Genomic DNA, 12,672 nt, shown 5'->3' on the forward strand with positions numbered 1-12,672 from the left:
TTTTACGTTCCTCCTTCGATAAATTCCGGCTTCCTGACTGGACTGACTACATGTCTGCAGTTCGGGTGGAATATATCTCGCCGCGGCAAATCCCCGATAAACGGATAGTCACCGGGCGCGTCCGGCGTTAATTTCACAATCTTACCTTCGTACTTCGCGCACGCATCACGCGCACCATGACGCGAGATAACGCCAAATAACGCATCACGCGCGACAGCCTCGTTGATTGTCGCTTCCGTGTGCGTTCGCATCATTTTCGTTCTGACCGCCATATCGACGTAAACTTCCGGCTTCCAACGTCGCCCCGCCGCGTCAATAATTCCGGTGTTGACGGAGTCGCCGAGCTGCGCCCGCATCCTCGTCAGAATATCGCGGCTGATTGTGCGCCTGCCGTTAATGCCGGCGGCCATGTTCGCGCGCATCGATTCCATAGTCGCGGTACGAACTGCGTCGCGCGTTTTGCGGTCGATGTTCTGCGTAACCGCGAGGAGATCCGCCTGCGTATCGGCGATCGCGGTCTTAATGAGATCCGCGTTCATCCGGTTAAACTTGACGATCTTCTCCGCCGCTTCAACGGTATCGGCCGCGCCGAGAGCAACGATTGTAGAAGTTATCCCGTCCGTAACAGCGCGTGGTATGTTCGTGGCTGCCCATGCGGCCGACTCCGCGTTGAGCTCCTTCAGTATCCGCGCGATTTCCGCTAGCGTTGCGCGTGCATTTGCCTGCGAAATAGCCGTCGTATCCATTGCGTATAGTTCGCGTAGGATGTCGGCGACGGCGCGCTTATACGCCGCGACTAACTGCGCGATATCGTAGTCGTAGTTTGGCGCGACCATTACGCTTCACCGCCGGCGCCCTCGTTAAAGACCGTGCCGTCGACCACGCCGTTTACGCGCTCCTCATCGTCCTTCATCGCGTCGAGAATGCGGTCGGCCTGCTCGTCGTTAATGCCGTCCATACGTTTGAGCGCGGACTTAACGTCGAGCGTCGGTTTGTTACCGGTGCGGAGCGCGTATACTTCCGCCTCGCCTTTTTCGTCCCGCGGAATTCCGTCGCGCCAATTAATCTTCGGATAGACCGGCTTATATGGTTCGAAGCCCTTAACGCCTTCGTTCGCGACGTTTTCGAGTTTCATCGCGATCCACAACGCATCTCTCACCGCGCGGTCAACGTGGTTACGAATCCGCTTGACCTTCGATAAGATCGGCATGAAGCGCGCTTTGATGGCGGCGCCGTCCGTGTGTGACGTGCCCGATCCGCCTTTATCCTCCGCGAGCGTCGTACCGAACAGCCATTGCGGCGTTTCCGACATTTGATACACAATGCCGAGCAGAATATCGAGCTCCTTAAACGCGCCCTCTAGTTGCGAATTCCACGTCATATAGCCCGGCGTCGCCTCGTCCTTGCCGACGGGAATATAGCGGCCGGTCGCGCGAACTCCTCCGCTCTCGTCCGTCGGAAGTTCGGGGCCGTACGCTGTCGGATCGGAATGTTTCCATAAAATGTAGTCGATCTGTACAATACGGTCGTTAATCGCGGCCAAAACGGATTCGATCTTCTCAATGCCGCCGATACCGCGCCAATCGTCATCGACCGTCTTGTACGGGATGTGCTGGACGAGCAGTTCAGGTATCCCCGTTTCGATTACGTCTACCTCGCGTCCCGTCGCGACCTTTTCCTCGATGCGGAATAGCGAAACCGGATAATCGAAGCGCGTATCCACCCCGTTCTCGGACAAGCGGTAACGCTCATACACGATGTAGCCCGGAATATGCCGCTCTACGACGAGGAACGGAATCTCCGCGTATCGATCGTTCTTCTTCGTAAGATACTTCTCGAGCCCCGGCTGCATCGAAACCATCATCCACTCGACGTACGCGATATTAACGGCCTTGAACCGTTTGCGAGATCCGCGCGACAGCTCCGGAAACACAATCGCCGCGTCAACCGCTTCGATAATCGGTTCGGGCGCGGTATCTGGCGGTGTAAGGTCGGCCGCAACGGTCTCACTCACGTCCTGGCGCGTCGCGAAATACGTTTTCAGCCACGAGTCGCCGCGTATGCCGCCACCCGTTACCGATTCGTGGATTAGCGTGTTCAAATCGTTCTCTTCGACGATCGAGTTAAGGCGCTGCTGCTCGACCGTATCGTCTTTGCCGCCGCTTTCGTACGTTGGCGGCTCGCCGACCATCAAGTCCGCCGGCTTCGTAACCAGGACGTCGACGATATTGACCGCTATGAAGAGTTTGTTGAGCTGCGCGGCGTGTGGCGTATCCTTCAAGAGTGCCGAAGCGCGTTCGTATATCTCCGCTTGCTTACCGTCAAATATCGTGCGAAAGCGTTTATACTTCGCTATCCGTTCGATGTCCGCGAGCGGTGGGTACGAAGCGCCAACTTCGAATAGCCTACTCATATTACTCCTCCTTTCTGCTAGATCAAATCTACTTATTCTGGTAAAATAATACTGTACTAATAGAACTATAGGGAGGGTCCCAAGATGTCGACTTTTAACGAGCAGCTTCAATCCGTCTTACAACGAATCCAGCAAAAACAAGCCCAGGAGCGGCGCGAAGAACAACTAAGAAAAATGATTATTGAACAGATCCATCAGGATTTTCAAAATGTGCTATACCCTCTGCAGCGTACGTACAACTTGAGCGACTACGTTAACCGAGGCGATAGATTTTCTTTCACTCTTAACGGTATCAAACTGACTATAACTCGAGACGATATCGTGAGCAGAGCTTTAGGCGACGAATCAGAAGAACTACACCTGGAGCAACTGTCAGTTCTCGACTATAAGTCCACTATCCAAAACGCTATTCTCGACGAGCTTTCAAAGCAGTTATAGTCAAAGTAGCCGCGCGTAATTACAACCACGCCGGCTTATCTATTACACGCTTACTTCCGGATTTCGCCGCGTCCAACGCCATTGCGAGCGCGTCCGGAAGGTCGTCGTGCGAGTTCGTTCCATACATCTCGAATTGCTCGAGCAGCAACGCATGTCTCCGCGAAAACTGTAGCGTACCGTTCTCGATATCCGGCAACATCGCTTCAATACGCAGCTCCTTACGCGCGCGCTGGTGAATCTCCTTAACGCGGTTATTCGCCGGATAGCCTGCGCGTCTCAACGCTTCCTTCAGTTTCATAACGAAAAACTCTTGCGCCGCCTGCGCTTCGGCCGCTATCTTCGTCGGCTGCAGCCTCATAACGCGATCGACGATTACTTTAAGAAACACGTCAGGGTGAACGCGCTCGCCGTATGCATCGATTACGAAAAGAGCACCGCTGCGCTTGTGCTTCGCCACCGTCACGATCGCGGAATAGTCGCCGCGGGTTTTCCCCATCGCGAAGTCAACGCCCATGTAGACGTCGTATTCCGAGTTGTTACGTGGATACTCATAGAAGCCAGCGTCGAGCCTTCCGTCCCAATACGTGAACTTCTCCGGATTGAAGACCATCGATTCCTCATCGACCGGATTGTTCATGTACTCCGTATTGAACGCTTTCGAACCGTTATCCCATTTCCACGTCATCAGCTTCCATAACGGCTGTACGTCCGGCCACAACACGATCGCACCGCGTTCCATTTCCGCCTGATTCAACCGGTAGAGCTCTTCGGCATCCGCGGCCCTGTTCGGATTGTCGCGGTCAATGTAAACGAGCCGGCACGCTTCCCACAAGTCCATCCGCTCAGGCCATTCGATGACAGCACGAAATAAGCGCGTCTTAAAGTCCGAGCGCTTTTCCATAACGTATCGGAGCAAACTGTCGTGATGGACCATCGTTCCCATGTAGACGAAAGCGGTCTTCTTGCCAGCCGGATCGCCTAGCGGTACGACGACTTGCGTGAACCAATCGCGCATTTCCGACCGCAGCAGATCCGTATTCGTGTTCTTTTTGCCCTCGAGATCGTCGCATATAATCAAGTCCGGCCGCACACCGTTCCAGTTACGTCCACGGAGAGCCTGACCGGTCGATGCGGCTTCAACGCGCGCAAGTAGCCGTTGCGAGCCGTCCGGGCGCGCTTCCCACGCGATGAACTCCGAGCCGTTATCCTTCGGGTTCTCCGATTGCTTCGCGGAGAGCAACGGACCGAAGTCGCGCCGCAGCTTTTCGTTCGATTTGAGCTGCAGACCGAGCCATTCCATGTTACCGGTCGATACTTGCGGCGTCTCCGATATGATAATTACGTATTTGCGCTTGCGGAATACGATTTCGTGTATCGGGAACGCCTTTGACAAGAACGATGATTTTGCGTGCGAACGCGGCGCGGCAACGGATACCTTAGCGTTTATCGTCCTGGTGGACACATCGTCCATAATGCCGCAAATTTCACGGTGAAATGACGGTGCTTCTTCGATCGCGACCGGTATCCAGTTGCCGGAGTTGTCTTCGTTGTAAAGTTCGCCAAAGTATTCATACGCGAAGTAGAGGAGATCGACTTCCGCGCGGTGGATACGCTCTAACCGCTCAAGCTCCGCCACCGTCTCGAATAGTTCGCGTTGCAATTCATCCGGAAGCAGCGGTACTTCGTCCGGATCAACCGCGTTCACGACCGAAGATAGGCGCTGGATCTGCGCTTCCCGCTCCGGACGTTTCATCCAACGACCGTTAATCCATGCGATAGTACCGCCCTCCTTTCGATTTGCGTTGTTTTTACGTGGAAATAGCCGTTGGTTAACGTAGAAGGACCGAATACCCTTCCGCGCCATCCGAACGGCTAAATTGACGTGATTTTGACGGTTATCTGCAGCGCCTCTTCAACGGCAAATGTCCGCCATTGTCCGTTTTCGGGATCGCGTGCTGTAAGTAATGATGAGTCCGTTGAAATGTCCGGTGCAATTACGGTCCAGCCCGCCTGAATAAGCGCCAGTCGGACTGACGTCAATGTCGCGCTTATACGATCTCCTCCGATTTCAAACGTTATTTTTGTGGCGCGGATTTTTCCGGCACCTAAAGCGGCCATATTGGCTACCCGCCTGGGGGTACGCGATAAAACGCTCGATCCCGCCAGACTACCGCGCAAAACCTGAGTTTTGAACTAAAGTACTTTACCTTGACACCCGATAGAAACCGCGTAACTACGGGCTTTCTCTCGTTCGTCAATCTACGTCTGCCCTCCGGTTTGCACTATTACGCATAAAATCCGCCCGCGGATTATTTGAATCCGAAAAATTTCCGGACGGCGCGCGCCAGACGCTCCGTGCTGGTAATTCGGTAGGAAGTCGGGTATAGTCGCGCACTCTCTCCACGTTCCTTCATCTAATGCCGCAGCTCATCCGTTTCCGACTGGCGCGCCCTAAACGCCTCAATACGCTTCTGCAACGCGTCAACATCGGTTGTACCGGTTTCCTTCGCTTCAACTTCGATCTTATCCGTTAACATACCGTTGATCTGCAGCGCTAGCTTCGCCATTGCCGCGTTCCCGTCCCGTATCGCAATCTTCGGTAGTGATTCGATTAGCTCCGGTAAGTCGTCTTGACTATTGCGGATCATCTGACGTTTCAACTCCGCCTCGAACAGCGGTTCTTTCCGCCACGCGAATATCGTAGCGCGATGTACTCCGCATTCCTTTGCGATCTCATCTACCGTAGGCCGCTGCGGCTTAGGTAGCGCGAGAAATCCGATAGCCTTGTAATGTTCCGTATTCAACGTCTTTAACGCCATACTTAGCGTCTCCCCTCCGTTCGCTATACGCTCACTTTACGCGCACCAACCGACCCTATTACGTATTATCCCGTTGAAACGGTAACGTTTCCCGTTGATATATCCGCGATAAGATACGATGTAATAAACCCATCTCTTGGCGCGCTCAATGTATTAGCCTTTCTGGTTGTCCGCAAGGAACGAAGTTCCGAAGCGAATCCTTTGACTTCGTCCCTTGTCTTTCAGACTGCGGAATAAATAAGTCTTTTTCTTTTAAGTCTTGTTCTTTAAGTCTTATTTACCGGCAATATTTACCGTAACGTACCCGAAGAATTTTCCGGTACGTACCCGAAGAATTTTCCGGTACTATTCCGTTACCACTCGCCGTCTGCGTGCCATGTTGTCCGCTGACCTTTTGCGCTCGACCTCTCGTACTGTCTCGCGCCTCTTCCGCTCAGCCTCTGCAGCCGGGTACTGACGATAGAACTCCGCCTCATCCTCGATCGGTGCGAGCGGTCGGAACAGCTTCTTATTTCCGTCGTAACACGCGCTCAGAAGTCCGTACTCCTCCAGGATCGCGAGGTGTTCACTCGTTGTCCTGACGCTCTTTCCGTAGCTCAGAGCGAGGGTATCGACGTTAGGCCACGCGTAACCTGTTTCAACGTTAAAATAGTGAATCAGGAGCGCGTAAAGTGTGCTCATCTCCGCTTTGTACTTTGGCAGCAACGTGTACCGGAACAGTAGCTCATACGGCACTTTTACGAATCTGCTCGGATTTAGATTTGTATGTGTCATCGCTTAGATTACCGCCTTTGTGTGGGCTAGACGTTCGCGCATCGCTCGGATGACATCCAAGACGTGATGCTGCGCAAAGTAATAGCTGATCTTGCGTTCCTCTGCGTAGTTGGATTGGCGAAACTGGTACGATATCTTCTTCGCCAGCCCGTCGATTTTATCGCGTCTGATACGTGTAAGCGCGACCTTGTCGACCGTTCTATCAGCGAACCGCTCGATAGCCGGTAAAATGTCCTCGCCGTTCCAGTACGTCGTGAACGCAGTAATCATCGCTTTCTGCCGGTTACAGAATAGGCCGACTACGCTGTCCGCGCTGTCCCTCGTCTCGCTTACCGGGTGCTCTTCGTTACAGAATCGGCAATACACGATTTTTTCCATTTCGATTTCTCCTTTAAATGTGATTTAGTCCGCGCTTTGTTCCTCCGCAGGTAGCTCCGTTAGCGAAGTATCGATCGCCGTCTCGTTAATGATCGTGACAATTCCGTGTGCGTCTACTGTGTACTTCAATGCGCGCGATCCTCTCGGTTTTGGATATCAGAAAAGGTGCCGTTTGACACGACACCGTTTTTGTGGTAAAAATATATTGGGTATCTATAAGTGTTTTCGGAATTTAAAAGGAAGGACACCTCTCTCAGTGTGGTTATATAGGCAATACTCCTCCCCTTTACACACTTAAGCCCAAAACCGAGAAAACCGCGCCACACAAGGGTTTGCGGCTTTTTTGCATTCGCCCAATTGCACACAAGTCCGCAAATGCCCATTTTATGCGGGTTTTTCTAAAAACTCGTGGCGACATCAACTCTCCGCTCTCTCCGTTTCTGCTGCCTCTTTTTCTCTCGCCGGTGCTGTTCGTCGCAACTCTGGCAACGCGTCTGGCGCTGTTTAATGATCTGAGCTCTACCGCCGCAGTCCGCGCACAAAAGAAAGCCGTCCTCCAACTTCTCCTCTATGTTGTTTCTCAGATTCTCGACGACCACGTCCCCAAAACTAGACCACAAAGTCGTTTTGAAGCTGCTCTGTTTTTCCACGTACAGGTATTTGATCAGTATGTCGACCACATAGTTCAAGTTGTCGTTCACCTCGAGCAACTGGTTTCGGATATTGACGTACATGAACGCACCGTCCTTGCCTTCGATTAACTCGTTCGACATTATGTGCTTACGCGTATCCAACTCCGTATACTTAGCGATTATTTCGCGTGCCTCGTCTGTATTTATTGTGACACGCTTATTTCGCATCAACATCAGATAGTTGAATCGCCCAAGATTCGCTGCGACGAAGTTTGTCCGCGGATTCGGCACGATCGTAGCCAGGCGGTTAACGACCGCGCCATTTGCCGGCTCTACTTGACGTGCCGTCTTCCCCTTCGCGTACCTAAAGAAATTCGGCACCTTCGCGCGCGTGTAATCGCGAATCAACGCCTTCACATCGCCAGGAAGCGCCGGCTTGTACAGCGTTTTGGCGTAGTCTATTACGAAGTTGTTGACGCAGCAAAGGATCTTGATCGCGTCTAGGCTGACGTTGCTGCTGTTCCACACCTTGGAAATATTGTTGCTGACCTCGCCGATATTCCCGCCGGTATAAGCGGCCCGCAGTCCGTTGAAGATGCTCTCTCCGTCGATTGTTTCCGTCGTAGCCGACCTCATCTCGTAATGCAACGGGACGATACCTTGCATATTGCGTTCGGCCGCGGCAACTAGCGTTTCATCCCGTATGACCAGCGCCTTGTCGCCGTCGCAATCGAACATGAGCAGCTTACTAATAGGGTCGTGACAACTCGTATACAGCCCCTTAGACTTGAACCACCTCTTTGTCTCGTCTGTGACTACGTTTTCGCGCACGGCGTGTTCACGGTACAAATGCGGGCTTCGCAGGCAGTCAAGCTTTGTCTCTGTCGCGTACAGGCTGCAGGAAACCTGCCCGTCAGCTAGCAAGCCCTTCGGATTCCGGTCACCCAAGAATAGCCACTCGCAGAAGGCGTAAAGATCCGGAGTAATGTACGTGAATACTCCGTCTACTTTAAACTTGCCAGCGCGCGCGCGTCTGACTGCAGCCTTCTTTACGGCCTTGAGCTGCTGGCGGCTGTATTCGTCCACCAATAACTCCGGATAAAGCGCCAATGCCTGCTGATAGTAGTTTTTCCGCCTATTTGCCGGTCCGGCGCCCAGCACCTCGAGCATTGTTTCACGATCTCGCCCGATGCTGACGATCTCTGTGACCGCGGCCTGCGTTAATTGGCGGAGCTCACCATCCGTAAGGTCCGGCAGCGTTTGGAGCATCTGATAATTCAGCCTAGCTTGCGGGAACATATCGGGCTCATCCGCGCATTTGGCCGCCTCGCAGCCGTTGTCCTTGAATTTGGTGACGTAATCGTTCCAGTTGGCGTAAAACTTCCACATTTTGAACTGACTTTTCGTGAAAATGACCTCGATATCGTCCTTCACGATGTCCCATTCTCTACCGTAGATGTCGGTTACTACGCGATTGCCGTGTTCCTTGGCGAACCGGTCGAACGCAAATGGTACGAGCAATCCCTTTATCCAGGGAAGCCGCACCATGAAGCTCTTCCGGCTCTTACGCGGTAGGATCATCCCGCATCCGTCCGTATGCTTAATGTCGATCGGCATAACCTGGCGCGTTATCTCGAACGTTCGGCTATCGATGTAATCAACGGTCGTCTCAACCGGAAACTCCATATCGTCGACTACGATCGCTTTGTCGATGTTAAAGCCCCGCCATACTTCGGTAGCCGAGTTCGAGAGCGCAAGATAAGCGAGGTATTTGTTCGTATTCGTCCCGCCCTTTGCGTTAATAGCCTCTACGCTCAAGCCCGCCGTTAGCGCGCCTTTGTGTGCATTCCAAACTGATTCGCGGATGAACACCGTCTTTTTCTCTCGGATCTGGCCGGCGCTGGCGGTTAGGCATACGTATTTCTCGCCCCGATACGTAAACCCGTTTAGGATTAAAGAGCGAAGGATGCCGTGGAAGTACGTTTCAACGACGATAATATCTTTCGTAACTGCGCCAGGCTTGACGCCGATCGTCCGCGTAAGTGTGGATTCGAAAAGAGAGATGACCGCTTTATCGGTCACCTTCTCTTCGCGTAAAGTCCGAACGCCGCTGTACGTATCGAAGTGTGCTTGAGCGGATGATTCTAATTCTCGGAGACGCTCACGTTGGTCTCCGGCCTGCTTCAGCTTACTTATCCGCGCCCGCAGCGCTACCTCATCCGCGGTATAAAAAGCTGCTGTATCGACGCTGTACACGTATAGTTGATTAGAAAGATACCTTTGAGCCGTCAAGTTTCATTCCCCCAATCGAGATATTTACTAGGCTGAATAACTGATGACCAAATCAGAGAACCGTTGCTCGGCTTCTACCTGAGACCATTCCTCTTCGTAGGTCGCGTGAGGTACACCTGATGAGGCGCCTTCCTCTTTAGACCACACTTCTATGCGGAACACTTTTTTACGCTGGCTGTATTGATTTATCTGAAGCAAGAGAAGGACATAGTTTCCGGCCTCTTCCTGCTCGCGGAGTACAGTCCTATCCTTTCGGTTCTGAAACTGGTCGCACGGAACACTAGTCATCGAACGTCTTTCTTGACGTTTGTTCCACGCAAGCTGATCCCATCTCATCCGTCCCAACGTGAGCACCTCTTTCAATTGACATAATCAAAATTTTGTGTTATTGTTTTAATGGATAATAATGATTACTTTTGTATAACCAACGACGAGGGTACAGCGCCTATTTGCCGTAGACGTTACCCTTCTAGCTTGATATTTAACGTTATCTTACGACCACTTTCAGCCGTAACAACCGCGGTCGACTCTTCGTTTCTGTGCCGCTTTGTCCCCCTACGTTTTCTTTCCGGCCTTGGCTCCTGATTAGCCACGATCCCCCTTTTCGCAAGCAACTCGTGTAAAAACAACCGACCCTTTTGAGTCCATTTCGTGAAGATCCGCACATTACCTTCGCCGTACGAGATCGTCTCTGACTTCGTGTAGCCTCGCTTGCTGTACGTTGCCTTAAGCACCCATTGCCCACCGGTCTTGTATTGAACGCCAGCATCGGCGAGTATGCGGTTAAGCGCAGCTCCGGTCATTCCGTAATCCTTCGCAATTTGCGTGATATTCATTGCGTCATCTGAACGGAGTATCTGTTCATAATACGTTATCTTAGGCGCCTGAGCGGCCAGTAGCGCCTCCTGACGTTGTGTCTCAAGCAGTAACGTTTGTCGCGTTTCCTCTTCGGCGATCCACTGTTTCGCGCGCGCTACGCGATCGTCGATTTGATACGAAGGGATAACGAGCGCGGTCGATTGGCTAGCGATTTGTTCACGCATGTAGTGGAACTCTTTGATGTAGCGTTCCTTAAATTGAATCGCAGTCGGACCGGTATATCCCATTGCCAATAGGGTGAAGCCTTGCTCGGTAAGAATCGTACGCGGCTGTAATCTGCCTTGCGCATTGGTATAGTTCGACTGCACGAAATTGTGCAACCGAAACTCGTCGCTGCACCCTAAGTCGCGGATGTCTTGTAAGACACGTCTATGTTCCTTGTCGAACGCAGCTGCTACCGCCAAACTGTCCGTTACCGCCTTGCCGCCTTCAATGAATACGAGTTGAGTCAATTTCATCATCCTCCGCTAATTTAGATTTATATGTGAAGTGGCTCTCGCCACGTATTATAAAAATCATGCAGCTCATCGTAGGCAGCTTTAACGCGTTTGAACTCATCGTCGCGACCTCCGTTTACATCAGGATGAAGATGCTTCGCAAGAGTTCGATAACTACACCTAATTTCTTCGAATGAAGCCCCGACCGCTAGCCCCAATTCACGAAGTTGCTGCGTAAACATGGACCCGAACGTAGCTTGCTTGCGCTCTACCTCTTTCCGCGATCTATTCGCCTGTCTGCGTTCTTCTTCCGCGCTCGCCTTCAATCTCGCGAGTCTTGTTCGGATACTAAGCAACGCCTCCTTTAGTTCGGAATCCGTTGGATTATCGCATAGCAGCATCGGCAGCTCTTCCTCGATGCAACGGTTTACCTCAGCCCGTAATATCGGGCTGTCCGCGGCCTCACGCTCCATATCCGCTAGTTCGTATTCCAGCTCGCACAAATCCCGAAGAGTCTCGGCACGAACACCGTTAGCGACCAGCGCGATCACGTAATCGAGTTCCGGCAAAGTTTCGAATTCCTCCGCGACTATCTCGGCAAGTATCGCCTGTTGCTCCGCATTCAAGTCCCGTCCGATCTGTACCGCCTGTTCGAACGTAATCTCACCGGTCTCTAGCAATTCCGCAGACTCGTTAGACAGGTTCTGCAGCGCTGATACAACGGTGTTTATATACGGAGTTGCTGGCGCCGCCTTCCGAACACTCTTCGCAGCCCTAGTGATGCCGGCGCGTTGCCTCTCTGCGCGAACGACTTCGCGAATCTCATCACGCTTCATATCTTCGACCAACTTGAGCTCACCGGTAGACGGCACCGTCTGCTCCGTAGAGAGGAACGCGAGGCGATCGACACTCGACGGTAATGCGTTCAACTCGAACAGTTGAGTCGCAGTCAAATACGGCGCGCGCGGATTATTTGCGAAGTTGGCCGCGGCCCTAATACAACGTTGCGCGTATCCCTTTTCGATGCCCACGCGGTAGAGCCACGCCAGCCAATCGCCGTGAACCATACCGTGTTCCTTTACGTGCGCTAGTCGGCTACCGATTTCAAGCGCGGCTGAACCGGTTGCGCGATCGGCTTGCGTGATAACGGCGAGGTACGATTGGATTTCCGTTTCGATCGCTGATAAGTCCGTTGAATACATGAACGGTGCTCCTTCCTGATAGATTCTATATGTAAAGCGGACAATTCCGCGGTATGGTATTATTTGCGTTTATAAATCGGTTTCGCACAGGTGACTCATAGTGTATATCCGTATAAATTTTTGAATCTGCACACTTTAGGACGCCGTTACTACTAATACCCCCTAGAAAACATTATTTTGGGACACGACTTAGACTTAATATTTTTATACGGACATCGAAGCGGTGAATTGGGACAAAGTGCGTGCTCATCTTAATACACGCAACCCTTGTCTCGTTTCGCACATACTTACTAAGACGCCGTAGTTATCATTTCCGTACACTTACCGTGACGCCAGCCGAATTTATTTTGCACACTTACTTTTTATATGCACAGCGTCAGCTACGATTTGGGACACTTATCCCTCTAC

General features: G+C 52.2%; 11 protein-coding genes. 1 reads left to right on the forward strand and 10 read right to left on the reverse strand.

Going from position 1 to position 12,672, the window contains the following annotated elements:
* Nucleotides 1–2: 2 nt before the first annotated feature.
* Together ACFSKT_RS07765 and ACFSKT_RS07770 are read right to left on the reverse strand one after the other, a co-directional pair.
* Complete coding sequence (locus tag ACFSKT_RS07765; protein WP_377722192.1) at nt 3–836, reverse strand: phage minor capsid protein; 834 nt, start codon at nt 834–836, stop codon at nt 3–5.
* On the reverse strand, nt 836–2,413 hold the full coding sequence (locus tag ACFSKT_RS07770) for a phage portal protein (protein ID WP_377722193.1): 1,578 nt from the start codon (nt 2,411–2,413) through the stop codon (nt 836–838). Before ACFSKT_RS07770 ends, ACFSKT_RS07765 begins: the two co-directional genes overlap by 1 nt.
* 84 nt (nt 2,414–2,497) lie before the next feature.
* On the opposite strand from ACFSKT_RS07770, the gene ACFSKT_RS07775 reads away from it, so the two are divergent.
* Nucleotides 2,498–2,851 (forward strand): hypothetical protein, encoded by a 354-nt coding sequence (locus ACFSKT_RS07775; protein ID WP_377722194.1) that lies wholly within the window; start codon nt 2,498–2,500, stop codon nt 2,849–2,851.
* Between the two features lie 19 nt (nt 2,852–2,870).
* Here ACFSKT_RS07775 and terL read toward each other — a convergent pair whose 3' ends face one another.
* The 8 genes from terL to ACFSKT_RS07815 all read right to left on the reverse strand — a co-directional run bounded on the left by terL (nt 2,871) and on the right by ACFSKT_RS07815 (nt 12,264).
* Nucleotides 2,871–4,604 (reverse strand): phage terminase large subunit, encoded by a 1,734-nt coding sequence (terL, locus tag ACFSKT_RS07780; protein ID WP_377722195.1) that lies wholly within the window; start codon nt 4,602–4,604, stop codon nt 2,871–2,873.
* 119 nt (nt 4,605–4,723) lie between these two features.
* The gene (locus ACFSKT_RS07785; protein ID WP_377722196.1) at nt 4,724–4,969 is read right to left on the reverse strand and encodes a hypothetical protein; all 246 of its coding nucleotides are present in this window, start codon (nt 4,967–4,969) and stop codon (nt 4,724–4,726) included.
* 296 nt (nt 4,970–5,265) lie between these two features.
* Entirely contained in the window at nt 5,266–5,670 is a 405-nt protein-coding gene (locus tag ACFSKT_RS07790) for a phBC6A51 family helix-turn-helix protein (RefSeq protein WP_377722197.1), read from the reverse strand.
* Between the two features lie 345 nt (nt 5,671–6,015).
* Entirely contained in the window at nt 6,016–6,444 is a 429-nt protein-coding gene (locus ACFSKT_RS07795) for a helix-turn-helix domain-containing protein (RefSeq protein WP_377722198.1), read from the reverse strand.
* A 3-nt stretch (nt 6,445–6,447) separates the two neighbouring features.
* Nucleotides 6,448–6,822: a hypothetical protein gene (locus ACFSKT_RS07800; RefSeq protein WP_377722199.1), complete on the reverse strand. Its 375-nt coding sequence runs from the start codon at nt 6,820–6,822 to the stop codon at nt 6,448–6,450.
* A 398-nt stretch (nt 6,823–7,220) separates the two neighbouring features.
* Nucleotides 7,221–9,746: an RNA dependent RNA polymerase gene (locus ACFSKT_RS07805; protein WP_377722200.1), complete on the reverse strand. Its 2,526-nt coding sequence runs from the start codon at nt 9,744–9,746 to the stop codon at nt 7,221–7,223.
* Nucleotides 9,747–10,207: 461 nt separating this feature from the next.
* Nucleotides 10,208–11,077, reverse strand: a complete 870-nt coding sequence (locus ACFSKT_RS07810; RefSeq protein WP_377722201.1) for a phage antirepressor KilAC domain-containing protein — start codon at nt 11,075–11,077, stop codon at nt 10,208–10,210.
* Nucleotides 11,078–11,103: 26 nt separating this feature from the next.
* Entirely contained in the window at nt 11,104–12,264 is a 1,161-nt protein-coding gene (locus ACFSKT_RS07815; RefSeq protein ID WP_377722202.1) for a J domain-containing protein, read from the reverse strand.
* Nucleotides 12,265–12,672 lie beyond the last annotated feature (408 nt).

It is taken from the genome of Paenibacillus xanthanilyticus (assembly GCF_042682185.1).
In the GTDB taxonomy this organism is placed as follows: domain Bacteria; phylum Bacillota; class Bacilli; order Paenibacillales; family Paenibacillaceae; genus Paenibacillus_Z; species Paenibacillus_Z xanthanilyticus.